This window comes from Nocardia sp. NBC_01327 (genome assembly GCF_035958815.1).
Classification (GTDB): Bacteria; Actinomycetota; Actinomycetes; order Mycobacteriales; family Mycobacteriaceae; genus Nocardia.
Genome location: NZ_CP108383.1, coordinates 8317184 through 8335830 on the forward strand (window position 1 = coordinate 8317184; position 18647 = coordinate 8335830).

15 protein-coding genes and 1 pseudogene are annotated in these 18647 nt (G+C 68.5%); 10 read left to right on the forward strand and 6 right to left on the reverse strand.

Features of this window, described 5'->3' with window-relative positions; all coding sequences use genetic code 11:
- The 3 genes from OG326_RS38375 (at nucleotide 1) to OG326_RS38385 (ending at nucleotide 2367) form a co-directional block, all read left to right on the forward strand.
- Nucleotides 1-252 (forward strand): YbdD/YjiX family protein, encoded by a 252-nt coding sequence (locus OG326_RS38375; protein ID WP_327142000.1) that lies wholly within the window; start codon nucleotides 1-3, stop codon nucleotides 250-252.
- A gap of 103 nt (nucleotides 253-355) precedes the next feature.
- Nucleotides 356-1855 (forward strand): AlkA N-terminal domain-containing protein, encoded by a 1500-nt coding sequence (locus tag OG326_RS38380; protein ID WP_327142001.1) that lies wholly within the window; start codon nucleotides 356-358, stop codon nucleotides 1853-1855.
- Nucleotides 1852-2367, forward strand: coding sequence for a methylated-DNA--[protein]-cysteine S-methyltransferase (locus OG326_RS38385; RefSeq protein ID WP_327142002.1), 516 nt, complete (start codon nucleotides 1852-1854; stop codon nucleotides 2365-2367). Before OG326_RS38380 ends, OG326_RS38385 begins: the two co-directional genes overlap by 4 nt.
- A 6-nt stretch (nucleotides 2368-2373) precedes the next feature.
- On the opposite strand, the gene OG326_RS38390 is transcribed toward OG326_RS38385, so the two are convergent.
- The 3 genes and pseudogenes from OG326_RS38390 to OG326_RS38400 all read right to left on the reverse strand — a co-directional run.
- Nucleotides 2374-3018 (reverse strand): dihydrofolate reductase family protein, encoded by a 645-nt coding sequence (locus tag OG326_RS38390; protein WP_327142003.1) that lies wholly within the window; start codon nucleotides 3016-3018, stop codon nucleotides 2374-2376.
- A gap of 39 nt (nucleotides 3019-3057) precedes the next feature.
- Nucleotides 3058-6195 (reverse strand): SMC family ATPase, encoded by a 3138-nt coding sequence (locus OG326_RS38395; RefSeq protein WP_327142004.1) that lies wholly within the window; start codon nucleotides 6193-6195, stop codon nucleotides 3058-3060.
- Nucleotides 6196-6604: 409 nt separating this feature from the next.
- Nucleotides 6605-7759, reverse strand: a pseudogene (locus OG326_RS38400) (exonuclease SbcCD subunit D); the annotation flags it as partial.
- A 186-nt stretch (nucleotides 7760-7945) separates the two neighbouring features.
- Between OG326_RS38400 and OG326_RS38405 the strand changes: the two are divergent.
- Nucleotides 7946-9094 carry a DNA recombination protein RmuC gene (locus OG326_RS38405; RefSeq protein WP_327142005.1) on the forward strand — a complete coding sequence of 383 codons (1149 nt, stop codon included), beginning with the start codon at nucleotides 7946-7948 and terminating at the stop codon, nucleotides 9092-9094.
- Between the two features lie 76 nt (nucleotides 9095-9170).
- Entirely contained in the window at nucleotides 9171-10184 is a 1014-nt protein-coding gene (locus OG326_RS38410) for a DUF6542 domain-containing protein (protein ID WP_327142006.1), read from the forward strand.
- An 87-nt stretch (nucleotides 10185-10271) separates the two neighbouring features.
- Here the strand turns inward: OG326_RS38410 and OG326_RS38415 are convergent, their stop codons facing one another.
- A complete protein-coding gene (locus tag OG326_RS38415) occupies nucleotides 10272-11273 on the reverse strand; it encodes a 4-hydroxy-3-methylbut-2-enyl diphosphate reductase (protein WP_327142007.1) in 1002 nt (333 codons plus the stop codon).
- Nucleotides 11274-11426: 153 nt separating this feature from the next.
- On the opposite strand from OG326_RS38415, the gene OG326_RS38420 reads away from it, so the two are divergent.
- The 3 genes from OG326_RS38420 to OG326_RS38430 all read left to right on the forward strand — a co-directional run bounded on the left by OG326_RS38420 (nucleotide 11427) and on the right by OG326_RS38430 (nucleotide 13827).
- Nucleotides 11427-12209, forward strand: a complete 783-nt coding sequence (locus tag OG326_RS38420; RefSeq protein WP_327142008.1) for a lipid droplet-associated protein — start codon at nucleotides 11427-11429, stop codon at nucleotides 12207-12209.
- A 171-nt stretch (nucleotides 12210-12380) separates the two neighbouring features.
- Nucleotides 12381-13610, forward strand: coding sequence for an exodeoxyribonuclease VII large subunit (xseA, locus tag OG326_RS38425; RefSeq protein ID WP_442791092.1), 1230 nt, complete (start codon nucleotides 12381-12383; stop codon nucleotides 13608-13610).
- A complete protein-coding gene (locus OG326_RS38430; RefSeq protein WP_327142010.1) occupies nucleotides 13603-13827 on the forward strand; it encodes an exodeoxyribonuclease VII small subunit in 225 nt (74 codons plus the stop codon). Before xseA ends, OG326_RS38430 begins: the two co-directional genes overlap by 8 nt.
- Nucleotides 13828-13983: 156 nt before the next feature.
- On the opposite strand, the gene OG326_RS38435 is transcribed toward OG326_RS38430, so the two are convergent.
- A complete protein-coding gene (locus tag OG326_RS38435; protein ID WP_327142011.1) occupies nucleotides 13984-14553 on the reverse strand; it encodes a DUF4245 domain-containing protein in 570 nt (189 codons plus the stop codon).
- Between the two features lie 196 nt (nucleotides 14554-14749).
- Between OG326_RS38435 and glpX the strand changes: the two genes are divergently transcribed.
- Together glpX and OG326_RS38445 are read left to right on the forward strand one after the other, a co-directional pair.
- On the forward strand, nucleotides 14750-15790 hold the full coding sequence (glpX, locus tag OG326_RS38440; RefSeq protein WP_327142012.1) for a class II fructose-bisphosphatase: 1041 nt from the start codon (nucleotides 14750-14752) through the stop codon (nucleotides 15788-15790).
- Nucleotides 15791-15969: 179 nt separating this feature from the next.
- Nucleotides 15970-17376 (forward strand): class II fumarate hydratase, encoded by a 1407-nt coding sequence (locus tag OG326_RS38445; protein WP_327142013.1) that lies wholly within the window; start codon nucleotides 15970-15972, stop codon nucleotides 17374-17376.
- A gap of 78 nt (nucleotides 17377-17454) precedes the next feature.
- Here the strand turns inward: OG326_RS38445 and OG326_RS38450 are convergent, their stop codons facing one another.
- Nucleotides 17455-18639 (reverse strand): FAD-dependent monooxygenase, encoded by a 1185-nt coding sequence (locus OG326_RS38450; protein ID WP_327142014.1) that lies wholly within the window; start codon nucleotides 18637-18639, stop codon nucleotides 17455-17457.
- Nucleotides 18640-18647 lie beyond the last annotated feature (8 nt).

Below are 18647 nucleotides of genomic sequence, written 5' to 3' on the forward strand. Positions count from 1 at the left end.
GTGACCCCCGCTATGACCGAACCGGCCGCCCCGTCCTCCGCAGGCTTCCTGCGGACGGCGGGGCGCGTCGCGCTCCGGGCCGCACGCGCGCTGATCTGGTGGTTCAACTCGATCCTGGGCGGCAACGACTACCGGCGCTATGTCCAGCACCTACAGCTGCAACACCCGGACGCCCCGATCCCCAGCGAACGCGACTACTGGCGCGACCGCCACGCCGCCGCCGCCCGCAACCCGGCCAATCGCTGCTGCTGAGGACCCGCATCCGCGGTCTCACTCCAGGCGTGTCCTATTTCCGCTGATAGTGGTGTCCTATTTCCGCTAGCGCGTTTCGGCTCATCCTGCGATCGTGGTTCTTGTGAGTGCGAACGAGCTGGACTTCGAGCGGTGCTACCGCGCCGTGACAACCAAGGATGCCCGCTTCGACGGGCAATTCGTCACCGCGGTGCGCACCACCGGAATCTATTGCCGCCCTTCATGTCCCGCTATAACCCCGAAACCCGCCAACGTCACCTTCCTCCGCACGGCCGCCGCGGCCCAGCAGTCCGGATTCCGGGCCTGCCGCCGCTGTCTGCCGGACGCGGCCCCCGGCTCCCCGCTGTGGAATACCCGCGCCGACCTGGCCGCCCGCGCCATGCGCCTGATCGCCGACGGCGTGATCGAACGCGGCGGCGTGCCCGCCCTGGCCGATACCCTCGGCTATTCGCAACGCCAGCTCACCCGGGTTCTCACCAGCGAACTCGGCGCCGGACCCCTGGCGCTGGCCCGGGCGCACCGGGCGCACACCGCCCGGCTGCTCATCCAGACCACCCCGCTGTCCATGTCGGATATCGCGTTCGCCGCCGGCTTCGCGAGCATCCGGCAGTTCAACGACACCGTGCGGGAGGTCTTCGCGGTCAGCCCGACCACGCTGCGCGATGAGTCCCGCCGCCGCAACGGCGATACGCTGCCGGCCACCAATGGCCTGCTGACGCTGCGGCTTCCGTACCGGGAGCCGCTCGACAAGCCCTGGCTGGAATGGTTCCTGTCCTCGCACGCCGTGCCCGGACTGGAGCTGTGGGAGGACGGGGTCTACACCCGTGGTCTGCGAACTCCGCACGGCCACACCACCGTTCGCATGTCCGTACAACCCGGGCACGTCCGCGCCTCGCTGGCGCTGCACGATATGCGCGACCTCGCGCCGACCGTCGCCCGACTACGCCACTTCCTCGACCTCGACGCCGATCCGGTCGGCATCGACGAGGCCTTGGCGGCGGGCATGGCCGGAAACAGCGCGGGTGTGGTGCTCTCCCACGGCATCCGCGTACCCGGCTGCCTCGATGGTCCGGAACTGCTGCTGCGCACCATGATCGGACAGCAGATCTCGGTCGCGGCGGCCAATACCCACAGCGCCCGGCTGGTGCAGAATCTGGGCGAATCCATTCCCGGACCGGTCCCGCACCTGTTCCCCACCGCCGCGGCCATTGCCGACCACGGCGCCGAGGTGCTGACCGGCCCGTCCAAGCGCATCGAAGCCATCGTGGCCGCCGCCCGCGCCCTCGCCGACGGCGATCTGATCCTGCACGCCGGGCGCACCGCCACCGAACTGCGGCGCGATCTGCTGGCCCTCGACGGCGTGGGCCCATGGACCGCCGATTACGTCACCATGCGGCTGCTGGCCGATCCCGACGTACTGCTGCACACCGATCTGATCGTCCGCCGCGGCGCGGGCCTGCTCGGCATCGATCTGACCGATACCGCCCGCTGGGCGCCCTGGCGCTCCTATCTGACCATGCATCTGTGGAAGCACGCCCTGGCCACGCCCGCCACCGTCCCCGACGGCGCCCTCGGCGCCCGGAAAGCGAGAACAGTACCGTGACCCGATCCACCTCTGCTGCCGCCGATTTCGCCACCGTGACCACCCCGGCGGGCCCCTTCACCGCCCTCGTCGACCCCGACGGCGCGGTGCTGGCCGCCGGCTGGACCGCCGATGCGGAGAACCTCCGCCAGCTCATCCACACCACCCTGCGACCGGCCGACATCCGCGAACGCGATTCGCTCGGCGCGGTCACCAAGGCCGTCGTGGACTACCACGCGGGCGATATCACGGCCATCGACGCCATTACCGTCCGCCAGCTCTCCGGCCCGTTCCTGGTGCACGCCTGGGAGGTACTGCGCAAAGTGCCCGGCGGAGAACCGATCACGTACACCGATTTCGCCGCCGCCTCCGGCCGCCCCGCCGCCACCCGGGCCGCCGCCAATGCCTGTGCGCGCAATGCGGCGGCCCTGTTCGTCCCCTGCCACCGCATCATTCGCACCGACGGCACCCTCGGCGGCTTCCGCTGGGGTCTGCCGGTCAAGCGCTGGCTGCTCGACCACGAAGCGCACTGACCTCGGCTACCGCCGCCAGAACAGGTGGTGCACAACCCCGCTCGGGCTCGGAATCTGCTCCAGATGGAAGCGGTCGGTGAGTTCGCCGGGGTTCGTCCACAACCGTTCGCCGCCACCGAGTTCGACCGGCGATACGGCACAGTGCATCTGATCGATCAGATCGGCCTCGAGAAAGGCCCGGACCGTGGCCACGCCGCCGCCGATGCGCACATCCTTGCCGTCGGCGGCGTCGAATGCCTGCGCCAGCGCCTCCTTCGGGGACGCGTCCAGAAAGTGAAAGATGGTCTCCCCGCGCGTGATCGAGGGCCGGACATGGTGGGTCAGGACGAAAACCGGTGTGTGGAACGGCGGTTCGTCTCCCCACCAGCCCTCCCACTCGTAGTTCTCCCAGGGCCCGCGCTGCGGGCCGAACTTATTGCGCCCCATGATCTCCGCGCCGATATTGTTCGCGAAATCGCGAGTCAGATAGTCATCGAGACCGTAGCTCCCACCCGGGTCGGTCCGGTTGACCCAGTGCGCGGTGGCGCCCGCCCAGGCGAAGAGCGCACTCGGATCCGCATGGCCGAACGGGCGATCGAGACTCTGCCCCACTCCGGCTCCATAGCCGTCGCTGGACAGATTGAAGTTCTGAACGCGGACCAACTGTGGCATCACGAACCTCCTTACTGGTGGAAACTGATTGTGCGGCGGTCAGCCGAGGGCGGTTTCGAGGCGGGAGCCGGTGCGGCCGCGGATGACGTGCAGGCGGCTGGGGATGCGCTGGCGCATTTCATCCACATGGCTCACCACTCCGACTACGCGGCCGCCGGAGCGGAGTTCGTCGAGGACGCCCATGACCGCGTCCAGGGTGTCGGCGTCGAGGCTGCCGAAACCCTCGTCGATGAAGAGGGTGTCCAGGACGAGGCCGCCGGATTCGGCGGCGACCACATCCGCCAGGCCGAGGGCGAGAGAGAGTGAGGCCATGAAGGTTTCGCCGCCGGAGAGGGTTTTGGCGGGGCGGATCGCGCCGGTGTAGTCGTCGCGAATGTCCAGGCCGAGGCCGCCGCGACGGCCGCGCGGGCCGGCGGCGTCGGTGTGGACGAATTCGTAACGGCCGCCGGACATTCGGCGGAGGCGGACCGAGCCGGAGACGGCCACCTCTTCCAGGCGGGCGGCGAGTACGTAGGAGCGCAGGGACATTCGGCGGTTGTTCTCACCGCGTCCGGCCACCACATCGGCCAGGCGGGCGAGTTCGTCGTGCGCCTGCTGGATGGGTGCGATTCTGTCCACAGCCGCCCACAGCTGTGTGCACAGTTCTTCGAGTTGCTCGACCCGCCGGGCGGCCACGGTGTGTGCGGCGACGGCGAGTTCGAGAGCCGTTTGCGCCTGTGTCACAGCGGATTCCAGCCCGGCGAGGTCGCCGAGTGCGATTCCGGCGGCGGCCTGGATCTCCGGTTCGGCGAGCACGGTTTCCGCGTGCGAGCGGGCACGGTCGGCAGCGACCAGCTCGGCGTCGATATCGGCCTGCCGCTGTGCCGTGCGCGAGGCGGCATCCACGGCCCGGGCGTATTCGGCGAGGACGCCGTAGTCCGGGCCGGTCTCGCCCATGACGGGCGGGGCGGTGTCGACCAGACCCGCATCGTAGGAAAGCTTCTCGACCCGGACAGCCAGGGCCGCAACCTGTTCGCGAGCCAGTACGGACTCCGTGCGCGCCTCACGCAGTGCCGTGGCGTCCGTGACCAGCGCATCGAGGCGGGCGCGGCGGCGATCCACGGTGCCGTCCGCACCCGCGGCGGTGGTCAGCCGCTCGGTGAGTTCGGCCAGCCTGCGGTCGGTGGCCACCATGCGTTCCATCGTTGCGCTGCTGCGGCTCTCGCCGTCCCGCAGCTCGTCCTGCAGCCGGGTCTCCTCGGCGCGCAGCCGATCCAGCTCCGCGGCCAGACCGTCCGCCAGCTTCGCCCGATCCCGCGCCTCGGCCCAGCGGGTCTCGACGGCCGCGAGACCGCTCGCCAATTCCGCCTTATCGGCATCCCCGCCGCGTTCGACGAGCACCTCGATGGCGCGTTCCAGCTCCGCGACCAGCTGCCCGGCCTGCTCGCGCGCGGTCTCGGCGGCCCGTTCCGCCGCCACGGCAGCGTCTTCCGCCTCCTTGGACACCACCAGCTCGCCCGCTCGCGCGGGCGCGGGGTGCTCGGCCGACCCGCACACCGCGCACGGCTCCCCCGCCACAAGCGCCCCGGCCAGTTCGGCGGCCATCCCCGCCAGCCGCTGCTCCCGCAGTGCGAGCGTGCGTTCCCGCGCATCCAGATGCGCCGTCCGCTTCGCCTCGAAGTTCGCCCTGCCCCGCGTCAGCTCCCCCTGCCGCCGCTCCAATTCGAGCGCAGCCGTGGCAGCCGCCCGCAATCGCTCCCGCTCCGCCTCCAGCACCGGCAGTCCCGCGGCGGCATCAGTAGCCGCCCGCAGTCGAACCTCCACCCCCGCAATAACTTCCGGCACCTTGGCGCGCCGCTCGGTCACCTTCCGCACCGTCTCGACCAGCCCCCGCTGCTCCTCCCGCAGTCGCGCCAAGTCCCCCGTCAGCCTTGTCGCCGACTCCGCATCCGCCCGCACCTCGTCCAAGGCCCCCATCTGCGCGCTCCACCGCTGCACAGCCGCCTCGAGCCCCCGCCGCAGAGAGTCCGACTCCGGCGCTGCGGCAGGGTGATCGATGCTCTCCAATTCGAGGGAGAGGTCACCGCCTGCCAGTTCGGCCGTGGCGAGATCGGCTGCGGCCCAGGCGGTTCCGTCGAGTTCGGCGCTGGCGGGTTCGAGGAGGCGGTCGGCGAGTTGTTCGGCGGTGCGGGTGGCGTCGTCTTCGCGGCGGCGCAGGGCCACCGCGGCGGAGCGGGCCTCGGCGAGGGCGGTGGCTACCGGCTCGGCGCGGCGGGCGCGGTCGAGTTCGGTGTGCAGGGTGTCGCGGTGTGCCGCGCCGGAGGCATAGGCGTCGAGCTGTGCGCGGGCCTCGGTGAGGCGGCGGTGGCGGTCGTGGAGACGCCGCTGTTCCTCCGCCGCGGCATGGGCGCGGGTGGAATTCGCCTGGTGCTGTTCGAGTTCCGCCGCCGTGCCGGTGAGCGCGTCGCGGGCGGTGACCAGTAGCCGCTGTGACCAGTCGACGGATTCGAGCGGACCGGCGGTTTCGGTCGCGGCCAGACCCGCTGCCGTGCCGACCCGGGCGATGAGGCGGTCGATGCCCTGTTTGCGGGTGTCGAGATCGGCGGTACCGGCGCGGCGCTTATCGATCAGCCACTGTTCGGCGGTGCCGAATCGTTCGGTGTCGAAAAGCTTTTCGAGAAGCTTTTCCCGATCCTCGTTGTCGGCGCGCAGGAATCGCGCGAAATCCCCCTGGGGCAGCAGCACCACCTGGAAGAACTGGTCGGCGCTCATCCCGAGCAGGCGCAGCACCTCATCGCCGATATCGGGAATTCGGGACAGGTGCTGGCCGCGACCGTCCAGCCATTCCAGCGTCGCGGAGGCATTCTCTTTGACCCAGCCGCTTTTCGCACGCGTGCTCGGCCGCTGAAATTCGGGCGAACGTGTCAATCGCAGACGCCTGCCGCCCAGCGTCGCCTCCAACTGCACCCGCGGCGGCGTCTGCTCATCGGCGTGATCGGAGTGCAGCCGCTTCTCCCCGCGCGCCCCGGGCACACTGCCGTACAGCGCGAAGGCGACCGCATCCAGCACCGTGGTCTTACCCGCGCCGGTCTGCCCGTGCAGCAGGAACAATCCGTCGGCCCCGAGCTCGTCGAAATCCACCACGGCCGTTTCGGCGAACGGGCCGAAGGCGTTCAGTTCCAGTCGATGCAGCCGCACGCGCCGTCCCCTTCGATCTCCGCCCATCCAACAACCCCGTACGGGCGAGTGCCCGCAGGACACGCCGCCGCGTCGCGACAAATGCGACTCATGCAGTCAACTCGCCTGCGCCACCATCGGATTCGGGCGGCACCAGACCGAAGAGCTCAGGATCCCCTTCCAGCTCGTCGGCACCGGATAGCCGCTTGCTCCCGTCATCGGCGACCGGTTGCGAATCATCGACAACCCGCTGCGCCGAACCGGTTCGGACGGCATGCCCACCCTCTGCACCCTCACCGGCGGCACGCCCACCCGCCGCAGCAGTACCGGAGACGCGCACCCTACCGTCCCCGCTTACATCGGCGTCGCGCACAAGACCGCCCGTCCCCCGTTCTCCGGCAGTGCCGCCGAACCGACCACCCGCTTGATCACCATGGGTGCGCGTCGGGCCTTCCTTCTCCCGCACCGCGGCGGCCAGTGCCCGCTCGAGCCACGTCATCTCACCCGCGGTGGGCACACCGCGCACATCGGTGAGGAAGCTCTGCGCGATCTCGGTGTCACGGCGGCCGTGCACGCGCTCCCGATAGTGCAGTTCCGGATTGCCTTCGGGCCGAACCCATTCCACGTGCACGGCGTGCGGGAAGCGCTCACGCAGCCGCCGCAGCGCATCGACCGGGCGCGCATGGTCGGTCAGCGTCGCCGAGACGTAATCCTGTTCGGCCCCGGCATGCTCGGGCGCGTCCAGCAGCTCCTCCAGCGTTCCGCTGAGCTGGCTGAGCCCGCGCACCACCGGCAGTTCGCGCCGCGACACCGCCGACAATCCACTGGCGTCCAAGTCCACAATCCACACCGCTTTGCGCTGCGACCGCTCGCCGAACGAATACGGCAGCGGCGAGCCGCAGTACCGCACCGACTTCGACAGCGTCTGCGGCGAATGCAAATGTCCCAGCGCCACATAGTCGATGCCGTCGAAGGCGCCCAGCGGCACCGTCTCCACCCCGCCGACCGAGATGGACCGCTCGGATCCGGTGGCCTCACCGCCCACCACGAAGGCGTGTGCCAGCACCACCGACCGCACCCCGGCACGGCCGGCCAGATCGTCCCGGATCAATCGCATGGCCGCATCCAGGATCTCGGCATGCGAACGCGCCTGCGGCACGCCCAGTTCCGCCCGCGTGATCTCCGGCTCCAGGTATGGGATGCCGTAGAAAGCGACCTCTCCGTGCGCGTCGGACAGCATTACGGGCCGCGCCACTTCGGATATCCCACACCGCAGATGCAGCCCGCCCGCCGCCGCGAAACTCCCCAGCGCACCGAGCCTGGTGGGCGAGTCGTGATTGCCGGAGGTGGCGACAATGGTCGCCCCGGCGTTCCGGATGGCTTCGAAACCGCGATTGCACACCGCGATTGCGTCCGCACTCGGAATGGAGCGGTCGTAGACGTCCCCCGGCAGCACCACCACGTCCACCTGCTCCGCGGCCACCAGTTCGGCAATGGCGCGCAGCGAACACTCCTGATCGGCGAGCAGATCGACACCGTGAAAGGTGCGGCCGATATGCCAGTCGGAGGTGTGCAGGATTCGCATGCCGCAAAACGTAGGCGATCCCTCCGACAGATTCATCCGTACCCTCGCGCGCTTGCGGAAACACGCCGGTGTATTGCGGGCGCGGGCAAACTTCGCACCCCGGCGCGCCGACCGGCTCCGTCGAAAGCTGCCACGCGGTTGCCGGTTTCGCGGTTTTGTCGGTGGCATAGGGCAAACTCGCCACCCATGACCGCACCGATGCTGTTCGCGCTGCTTTTGGTGTTCCTCGCAGGACTCGGCCTGGGCTGGCTCGGGCACTCCGCGCGCGCGGGTCAGCGCGCGGCGGTGGCCGAGGCCCGGCTCTCGGCCATGCACGACAACGAGCGGCTCCTGCATCAGTCGCTGGGTGCGGCCAGTGAGGATGCGGCACGGCGGCAATCGCACGCCCTCGGTTCGATGATGGAACCGCTGCGCGAGGCGGTCGGCACCCTGAACCGGCACATCCAGGAGGTCGAGCACAATCGCATCAACGCGTATTCCGGCCTGCGCGAACAGGTTGCGGGTATGCAGCGCACCTCACTCCATCTCTCCACGCAGACCGGGCAATTGGTCGCCGCGCTGCGGGCGCCGCAGGTGCGCGGCCGCTGGGGCGAAATCCAGTTGGAGCGCGTGGTCGAACTCGCGGGCATGACCCGGCACTGCGATTTCGATACCCAGGTCACCCGCCGCGCCGGCACCACCGGAACCACCGAGGGCGTGGTGCGCCCGGACCTGGTGGTGCGCCTGTCCGCCGGGCGGCAGATCGTGGTGGACGCCAAGGTGCCGTGCACCGCCTATCTGGAGGCCGCGGCCACCGAGGAGCCGCGCGAGCGTGATCACCACCTCGCCCGCCATGCCAAACACCTGCGCAATCATGTCGATCAATTGGCCGCGAAGGAGTACTGGGCGGCATTCGATCCGTCCCCGGAATTCGTCGTTCTCTTCGTCCCCGGCGATCCGTTCCTGGATGCCGCCATGGGCGCCGACCCGGGTCTGCTCGAGTACGCCTTCGGCCGCAATGTGGTGCTCGCTACCCCGACCACATTGATCGCACTACTGCGGACGGTGGCGCTCGGCTGGCGACAGGAGGCCATGTCGCAGGATATGGCGCTGATCCAGCAGCTCGGCCGCGAGCTGTACACCCGGCTGGGCACCACCGGCCGCCATTTGGATCGGCTGGGCGCACAACTCGGCAAGGCGGTGGACTCGTTCAATCACACCGTCGCCTCGGTCGAAACACGAGTCATGGTGACGGCCCGCAAACTTCATGATCTAGAGATTTCGGACACCCCGGTGCCGGAATTACATCAGGTGGAAACCTGGCCCCGGGCCGTCGGATTCGCCGAATCCGACTAATAGGGCAATGCCATTACGGATCACCGCATGATGTCGCCTCCCTCGCGGAGCAGCCGCATGCTTTAGTGTGCTTGACGTGGCAGTTACCCAGCGTGAGCGAGCAGAGGTGCCCCCGTCGCACCGTTCGATCCTGCCGACGGTCCCCGGCGTCCCGGCGGGCGCCGCTGTGCTCATTGCCGTGACCTGCACGTTCATCGGATTCTTCATCGATAAGCAGGGCGGGTCCGAGCTGACCGGCACCTTCGCGACGCTGTACGTGATCGGCTGCCTGGCGGCCGCGCTCGTCGTCCGATATCGCGGGCTCTTCACCACCATGGTGCTGCCCCCGCTGCTGCTGTTCGTCGCTGTGCCGATCTCCTATCAGTTGCTGCTCGGCAACTCCGGCAGCCTGAAGCTCAAAGACATTCTGCTGAACCTGGCCATCCCGCTGGTGAATCGCTTTCCCACCATGGCGCTGGCCACCGTGCTGGTCCTGATCGTCGGTGCGGTGCGAGTGGTGCTGAACCGCCGCGAGCAGAACAAGGATTCGGACAGCACGCCGCGCACCCCGCGGACCCGCACCCCCCGGCCCACCGGAGCCGCGCGCGCCCAGCGCGCCGGCGCGGCCGCTGCCAAGGACCCCGCCAGACGACGCTTCGGCCCCAACTCGGCAGTGCCGGACGCGGGCGATCCACCCGCGTCCACCCCGGCAGCGGGCCGCCGGGCGCCCGGCGGCCGGGTGGCCGCTCGCCCGCCGCGCGTGGGAGCACCGGATCGCCAGGGCGCGCCCGGCCAACCGGGCGCCAACCGGCAGCCCCCGGCCGATCGCAAGCGCACCCCGCCCGCCGACCGCAAGGCCGCCCCGGACCGCAAGCCTCCGGTCGATCGCAACAAGCCCCCCGCCGATCGCGGCAAGCCCCCCATGGACCGCAAACCGCCGATGGACCGCAAGCCTCCGGTCGATCGCAGGCCGCCGCCGGACCGCGCCAATCCGGCGGCCAACCCCGCGGCGGAGCCCCGCCGCCGTCGTGCGGCGAACCCCGAGGTGCCGCCGCACCCGCGCCCGAATGTGCGCTACCGCGAACGAGATTCCGGCCGCATCGAACGCTGAGAACTGACGCAGAAAACAGAAATCCCCGCACCGGAGAGTGCGGGGATTTTTCGCTATTCGAGGTGAATCAGCGCTATCTCAGGTGAATCAGCCTCGCGCGGCACGCAATTCACGCGGCAGCGAGAAAACCAGCGTTTCATTGGCGGTGGACACCGGCTGCACATCGCCGAAACCGTGTTCGGCCAGCAATTCCAGCACGCCCTCGACCAGAATCTCCGGCACCGAGGCGCCCGAGGTGAGGCCGATGGTGCGCACACCCTCGAACCAGGCCGGATCGACCTCGCGGGCGTAATCGACCAGATACGAGGCCTTGGCGCCCGCACCGAGCGCGACCTCGACCAGCCGCACCGAATTGGAGGAATTGCGGGAACCGACCACGATCACCAGATCGCAGGCCGGGGCCATGGCCTTCACCGCGGTCTGGCGGTTGGACGTGGCGTAGCAGATGTCATCGCTCGGCGGATCCTGCAGATTCGGGAACCGCGCGCGCAACCGGTGCACGGTCTCCATGGTCTCGTCCACCGACAGCGTGGTCTGGGAGAGCCAGATCACCTTGTTCTCATCGCGCACGGTCACCCTGTCGACCGAGTCGGGACCGTCGACCAGCTGAATGTGCTCCGGCGCCTCACCCGCGGTGCCCTCCACCTCCTCATGGCCCTCATGGCCGATGAGCAGAATGTCGAAGTCGTCGCGAGCGAAGCGCTTGGCCTCCTGATGCACCTTGGTCACCAGCGGGCAGGTGGCATCGATGGTGTGCAGATCACGCGCGGCGGCCGACTCGTGCACCGCCGGCGAGACACCGTGCGCCGAGAAAACCACGACCGCGCCCGGGGGCACCTCGTCGGTCTCATCGACGAAGATCACACCGCGGTCCCGCAGCGTCTCCACCACGTGCCGGTTGTGCACGATCTCCTTGCGTACATAGAGGGGGGCGCCATGCTTCTCCAGCGCCTTCTCGACAGTGACGACCGCGCGGTCGACACCGGCGCAGTAACCACGAGGTTCGGCGAGCAGTACCCGTTTCGGCGAGTCGGTATCACCTGCCACGGACCGGACGATTCCGACGTTCAAAGGGATAGCCGAGGACATGCTCCCCAGAATACTGTGCTTGATTTTCCCGCGCTGCGCTCCGGCTGGTTCAGCGGCCCGGAAGCACGTGCAGTCAAGGGCAAATAGGACAAAGAATCACATTTGGCGACTTCTCGCCTTTGCATCACAGTGCGTTTCGGGCAGGCTAGGGGCATGTTCCGACCTCCGTTCCTGGCCCGGGTCGCCGCCGGGGCTGCCGTCTATGCCCTCGAGGAAACTCGTCGGCTACCGACCAACGCAATCAATTTCCCGATCACCGCGATCAGTCAGATGCTGCAGACGACCATGCATCTGCAGCAGTTCGTGACCAGCCTCGCTCTCAAAGGCGATGCCGTTTTCGACCGTTTGATCAATCAGCCGGAAGAACAGCCGGCATGGGCAACGTTCGATGAGGACGAGTCCTTCGAGCAAACCCCGAGCGCCGCACCGGAATCGGCACGCAAGAGCAGTTTCGACCTGTTCGTCGCCGAGGAATCGGTCACCGAAACCCCGGCCGCACCCGTCTTCGAACCGATTGCGGCCGAACCGGAACCGATCGCCGAGCCCGTCGCCGAGGAATCGGCCACCCCGCCGGAGGCGGCTTCTGTCCCCGAGCCGGAGGCGGCTGTTGTCATCGAGCCGGAGACAGCTGTCGCCGAGCCGGAGGCCGTAGCCGTCGCCGAGCCGGAGGCGGAGGCGGCCGAAATCGCCGCCCCCGCAACGCCTTCCAAGGCCTCGACCAACGGCCATCAGAATGGCAGCGTCGCGGTGGTCGAGCCCGAAGTGGCCACCCGCTACGACTACCCGAACATGACCCTGGCGCAGCTGCGCGCCCGGCTGCGCATGCTCACCATCGACGATCTGGCCACGCTGCTGGCGTACGAACAGGGCACCCGCGACCGCGCCCCGTTCGTCACCATGCTGACGAACCGGATCGCCACCGTTAAGGCCAAATGACCGAAGATCCACCAGCGCCGATCGTCAGGGGGTATGCCCAGGCGGTCGGCGTTCGACGTTGCCGGACGCCTTTTCGGCGGGCGCTGCGGGTTCCCGTCGGTCGGTACTGCCAGAATCGGTGCGGTGACCACCGACCAGCCGGCGAAGCCGCCGAGTTCCGCCGAGAATCCGATGCCGGTGCGCACCGTTGCCGTGAAGGTGGCGCAGTGGATCGACAAGCTGGGCGCGGTCTGGGTGGAGGGGCAGATCACCCAGATCAATCTGCGTCCCGGCACCCGCACCGCCTTCCTGGTGCTGCGCGATACCGCCGCCGATATGTCGCTCACGGTGACCTGCGATCCGGATCTGCTGCGCAATTCGCCGGTGCCGCTGCAGGAGGGCAGCCGGGTGGTGGTCTACGGCAAGCTGTCGTTCTTCACCGCGCGCGGCACGGTCTCCTTGCGCGTCACCGAGATCCGACCGGTCGGCATCGGCGAATTGCTCGCCCGCATCGAACGGCTCAAGGCGCTGCTGGCCGCGGAGGGCCTCTTCGATCCGCGCCTCAAGCGCCCGATTCCCTTCCTGCCCAATCGCATCGGCCTCATCACCGGCCGCGCCAGCGCCGCCGAGCACGATGTGGTGACGGTGGCCACCCAGCGCTGGCCCGCCGTGCAATTCGAGATCCGCAATACCGCCGTACAGGGCCCGACCGCGGTGCCGCAGATCCTGGAGGCGCTCGCCGCCCTGGACGCCGATGAGGCGGTGGACGTCATCGTGCTCGCGCGCGGCGGCGGCAGTGTCGAGGATCTGCTGCCCTTCTCCGATGAAACCCTCTGCCGGGCAATAGTTTCGGCCAAGACTCCGATTGTCAGCGCGATCGGTCACGAGCCCGACAATCCGCTCAGCGACTATGTCGCCGACCTGCGCGCCGCGACCCCCACCGATGCCGCCAAGCGCATAGTCCCCGACGCCGCCGCCGAATCCGCGCTGCTGCGCGAATTGCAGGCCCGTGCCGCCGCGGCGCTGCGTGGCTGGGTGGATCGCGAATCCCGTGCCCTGCAACAACTCCGCTCCCGTCCGGTGCTGTCGGACCCGCTGCGCCTGCTGGAGCAGCGCCACGACGAGGTGGAGCGTTTCCGCACCGCCACCCGCCGCGCCATCAACCAGAGCCTCACCACCGAATCCACGGCCACCCGGCACCTGCGGGAAAAACTCTCCGCACTGGGACCCGCGGCGACCCTGTCACGCGGTTACGCGGTGGTGCAGAAGGTCGTCGGCAAGGAACGCGAGGTGGTGCGCTCCATCGACGACGCCCCCGCGGGCAGTCAGCTCCGCATCCGGGTCGCCGACGGTGCACTCACCGCCGCCGCGCTCGGCTCCCAATCCCTCGGCCCCCGAAAGGAATCCACCCCGAATGACTGAGTCCGACCTCACCGAGATCGCCGCCTTCGGTTACGAACGCGCCCGTGACGAACTCGTCAATGTGGTGAAGATGCTCGAACAGGGCGGCCTCGACCTCGACGATTCCCTCTCCCTCTGGGAGCGCGGCGAAGCCCTCGCCAACCGCTGCGAGGAGCACCTCGCCGGTGCGCGCAAACGCGTCGAAGACGCCCTCTCCCACCGCACCACGGAGAAGTAGGTCGCGCCGAACCGACCGGCCCGCGTCGTAATCACACAGCCCGCGTCGGACCGAACAGCCCGTGTCGTAGTCGCACAGCACATCTCACTGCTGTCCGACGGCGACACGGGCTGTTCCGTTGCCCGACCGAGACGGGCTATCGCGTGCGGTCCGCGATCAGTGCGCGGGGAGCGGCTGCGCGTTGTCCACGGCGTTCGCGAGGGTGTTGAAGGCGGTCGCGTTGCCGGCGCCCTTGATCAGGACTCGGACATCGCCGAAGTCGGTGATCCATGCGGGTTCGCTGCCGGGCTCGGAGTATTCGACCCACTTGCGGTCGCCGATCTGCGCGGTGCCGCTGGCGTAGCGGGCGCCGACGATCTTCTTGGCGAGCACGTCCTCGGTGGCATTGGACTGCGTGAACTGCATGTAGCTGCCCTGCGGTGTGATGTATCCGACGGTGCTCACCGCGCCGCCGCCCGCGGCGGGAATGGTGTCGCGACTGCCGGAGTTCGGCTTCCAATCGGCGGACAGCGCGGGCTCGCGGATCGGGAACCCGATGGTCTTGGCATCGTCCGCGAGAGCGGTGTGCGCATCGAAGTGCGGAACCTGGCCCTGGGTGGGGCCGTTCGCGGTGAAGGTGCACTGGCTGGCGATGCCGGCAATGACCAGGCAGATCAGTACCAGTGGCAGGAGGGACCAGATGAGGTCCCGCCAGTCGTTCAGGATCCGCGGCTTCGTGTTCGACACGCCCCCAGTATCCACGGCCCCTTACTGCGACCCTCCTCACAGGGCAGGTGTCGGCGCCCCCGCCGATCCCCCGCGTCAAGCGGCTCGTCCGTAAAGGTCCAGCGCCGAGGCGGAAGTGAAACGCAAGTACTTGTCTAGAGCCTCGAGGCGCAATGCGACAATTCACGCAGCAGTAGACAACCTAGGAGGCACCGTAATGACGGCACCGACACCCGCATCCCGCCGTGAGGCCCCGGACCGCAACCTCGCTCTGGAGTTGGTCCGGGTCACCGAGGCCGGCGCGATGGCAGCGGGTCGCTGGGTCGGCCGCGGCGACAAAGAGGGCGGCGACGGCGCGGCAGTGGACGCCATGCGGCAGTTGGTATCGACGGTCACCATGCGCGGCATCGTGGTGATCGGCGAGGGCGAGAAGGACGAAGCGCCCATGCTCTACAACGGTGAGCTGGTCGGCAATGGCGAGGGCCCGGAACTGGACTTCGCGGTCGACCCCATCGACGGCACCACCCTGATGGCCAAGGGCTCGCCCGGCGCGATCTCCGTGCTCGCGGTCGCCGAACGCGGCGCCATGTTCGACCCGTCGGCCGTGTTCTACATGGAGAAGATCGCGGTCGGCCCCGAAGCCGCCGACGTCATCGATCTCGCGGCCCCGATCGCGGAGAACTTGCGCCGCGTCGCCAAGGCCAAGAACTCCTTCGTCTCCGATCTGACCGTGTGCGTGCTGGATCGCCCGCGCCACAATCAGTACATCCAGGATGTCCGCGATGCGGGCGCCCGCATCCGCCTCATCTCCGACGGTGACGTCGCCGGCGCCATCGCCTGCGCCCGCCCGGAATCCGGCGTCGACGTGCTGATCGGCATCGGCGGCACGCCCGAGGGCATTATCGCCGCGGCCGCCATGCGCTGTATGGGCGGTGCGCTGCAGGGCAAGCTGGCCCCGAAGGACGACGAGGAGCGGCAGAAGGCCCTCGACGCCGGCCACGATCTGGACCGCGTGCTCAATACCGAGGATCTCGTCTCCGGTGAGGACGTCTTCTTCAGCGCCACCGGCGTCACCGACGGCGATCTGGTGCGCGGCGTGCGCTACTTCGGCGGCGGCGCGTACACCCAGTCCATCGTCATGCGCGCCAAGTCCGGCACCGTGCGCATCGTCGATGCCTACCACCGCCTCACCAAGCTGCGCGAATACGCGTCGGTCGACTTCGTGGGCGACGACCAGGCCGCCCCGCCCATGTTCTGAGCCGCGAAACCCGCACCGGGGCAATGACTCCGGCACAGCAGGTTCGACGATGACGGCCGGAGCGCTTCGAATGCGCTCCGGCCGTTGCCGTGTTCCGGCCCTATTCCCGAGCGGCCGTGTGCTGATTCCCTCAGGCGTGGCACCCCCATCCGCCCCGGTGCGGGCCTAGGGTCGGATTCATGGCAGACGACACCCGGTACCGCATCGAACACGACACCATGGGTGAGGTCCGTGTTCCCGTAGACGCACTGTGGCGGGCGCAGACTCAGCGAGCGGTAGAGAACTTCCCCATCAGTGGCCGCGGCCTGGAGCGCGCGCAGATCCGGGCGCTGGGCCTGCTGAAGGCGGCCTGCGCGACCGTGAACCGCGATCTGGGTCTGCTGGACCCGGCCAAGGCGGATGCCATTGTCGCCGCCGCCACCGAGATCGCCGACGGCAAGCACGACGACCAGTTCCCGATCGACGTATTCCAGACCGGCTCGGGCACCAGCTCGAATATGAACGCCAATGAGGTGATCGCCGGGATCGCCGCGCGCAATGGCGTCACCGTGCATCCCAACGACGATGTGAACATGTCGCAGTCCTCCAACGACACCTTCCCCACCGCAACGCATGTCGCCGCTACCGAGGCCGTGGTGAAGGACCTCGTCCCGGCGCTCGATCATCTGCGGCTGGCGCTGCTGGACAAGTCGGTGCAGTGGCGGGATGTGGTGAAGTCCGGCCGCACCCACCTCATGGATGCCGTGCCGATCACCCTGGGCCAGGAGTTCAGCGGCTACACCCGGCAGGTCAGCGCCGGTATCGAACGCCTGCTGACCACGCTTCCGCGCCTGGGTGAGCTGGCCATCGGCGGCACCGCGGTCGGCACCGGCCTGAACGCCCCCGACGGGTTCGGCGCGAAAGTGGTTGCCCAGCTGAAGAAGTCGACGGATATCGACGCACTGTCGGAGGCCCGCAACCATTTCGAGGCGCAGGCCGCCCGCGACGGCCTGGTCGAGCTGTCCGGTGCGCTGCGCACGGTCGCCATCAGCCTCACCAAGATCGCGAACGATATTCGCTGGATGGGTTCGGGCCCGCTCACCGGTCTGTCCGAGATCCAGCTGCCGGATCTGCAGCCCGGTTCCTCGATCATGCCCGGCAAGGTGAATCCGGTACTGCCCGAGGCTGTTACGCAGGTGGCGGCACAGGTCATCGGCAATGACGCCGCGATCGCCTGGGGCGGCGGCAATGGGGCCTTCGAGCTCAATGTCTACATTCCGGTGATGGCGCGCAATGTGCTGGAGTCGATCCGGCTGCTGGCCAATGTGTCCCGGCTCTTCGCCGATAAGTGCGTGGCGGGGCTGGTCGCCGATGTGGAGCGGCTGCGCCGGCTCGCCGAATCCTCGCCGTCCATTGTGACGCCGTTGAATTCGGCCATCGGGTACGAGGAGGCCGCAGCGGTCGCCAAGGAGGCGGTCAAGTCGCACAAGACGATTCGCCAGACGGTCATCGATCGCGGTTTGATCGGCGACAACCTCTCGGTCGAGGAACTCGACCGCCGTCTCGATGTGCTGTCCATGTCGAAGGTCGACTACAACAAGGAGTGAGCCCGCACCGGAGGTAATTCCGGACACGACTGTGCGGACACGGAAGGCATTCGCCACCGTGCCCGCATTTGTCGTATTTCACCGAGCGGCAACGATTTCCGGGTAGTTCTTCAGATCGATATCGTTCTTGGACTTCTCGGCGGACTTGACCATCATGGCGAAGAAGCGGGAGCCCAGGAACCAATTGCGGAAGCGCAGCCCGAGCGCGGTCTTCGGCGCCAGGAATGCGCCCGGGCTGGAGGCGCCGGCCATTTTCCCGGTGCGCTTCATCATCTCCTGGTAGCGCGGGAAGGCGACGGTGTAATCGCCGTCCGCGGCGGCCAATTCACCGGCGAGAACGTATGCGCCGACAATCGCGAGACCGCTGCCGAAGCCGGCGAGGGTATTGCCGTAGCCCGCATCACCGACCAGGGCCACTCGGCCCTGCACGAAGTTCTTCATCGTCACCTTGCTGAGGGAGTCGAGGTAGAAGCCGTCCAGATGCGGCAGATCGGCCAGCATGCGCGGTACCTCCCAGCCGATTCCGGCGAAATGCTCGGCGACGATGCGGCGCTGGGCGTCGAAATCATCACGGTCGTAGTCGAGTTGGGGCGAGGCGAACATGTACATCTGCGCGGCCTTGGAGTTGCCGAGGCTGGCCAGATGGCCCGGCGTATTGAGGGCGTAGGCCACCGCGCGCTCGCGCGGGGCATCGGGCCGGCTCTCCCACTTCGACGCGCCCGCGAGGCAGTAGTAGTGGCCCTGGTGCTTCACGAACTTCTGCTCCGGGCCGAAGGCGAGCTTGCGCACCCGGGAGTGGATGCCGTCCGCGCCGAAGACGAGATCGAAGCGCTGAGCGGGGGCGTGCGCGAACTCGACATGGACGCCGTCGGCGGTCTCGTCGAGCGCGGTAATGGTGTCGCCGAACAGGTATCGGCAGTTCCGCGCGGTGCGCTGGTAGATGACGTCGGCCAGATCGCCGCGCAGGATCTCGATATCGCCACCGGTGAAATCGCCTGAGATGAAAGCCTTTTCGTTCCCGCCCTCATCGACGATCACCATATCGGTCTTGCCGGTCTGGCGGCGCTCGATGTCCTCGAGGACGCCCATGCGCTCCAGCACCGCCATGTGGGTGTGGCCGGTGAAGTCGACCGCCTGGCCGCCCGCCCGCAGTGCGGGGGACTTCTCGACCACGGTGACGTCGAAGCCGTAGCGGCTCAGCCAGTAGGCCAGGGCCGGGCCCGCGATGGAAGCGCCGGAGATGAGAACGGTGGTGTTGCGCATGATGTCGC

Coding starts and splice junctions, on each gene's coding strand:
- OG326_RS38445 (WP_327142013.1), top strand. CDS start 15,970: ATGGCAGACGACACCCGGTACCGCATCGAACACGACACCATGGGTGAG.
- OG326_RS38420 (WP_327142008.1), top strand. CDS start 11,427: ATGTTCCGACCTCCGTTCCTGGCCCGGGTCGCCGCCGGGGCTGCCGTC.
- OG326_RS38415 (WP_327142007.1), bottom strand. CDS start 11,273: ATGTCCTCGGCTATCCCTTTGAACGTCGGAATCGTCCGGTCCGTGGCA.
- OG326_RS38450 (WP_327142014.1), bottom strand. CDS start 18,639: ATGCGCAACACCACCGTTCTCATCTCCGGCGCTTCCATCGCGGGCCCG.
- OG326_RS38430 (WP_327142010.1), top strand. CDS start 13,603: ATGACTGAGTCCGACCTCACCGAGATCGCCGCCTTCGGTTACGAACGC.
- xseA (WP_442791092.1), top strand. CDS start 12,381: ATGCCGGTGCGCACCGTTGCCGTGAAGGTGGCGCAGTGGATCGACAAG.
- OG326_RS38405 (WP_327142005.1), top strand. CDS start 7,946: ATGACCGCACCGATGCTGTTCGCGCTGCTTTTGGTGTTCCTCGCAGGA.
- OG326_RS38390 (WP_327142003.1), bottom strand. CDS start 3,018: ATGCCACAGTTGGTCCGCGTTCAGAACTTCAATCTGTCCAGCGACGGC.
- glpX (WP_327142012.1), top strand. CDS start 14,750: ATGACGGCACCGACACCCGCATCCCGCCGTGAGGCCCCGGACCGCAAC.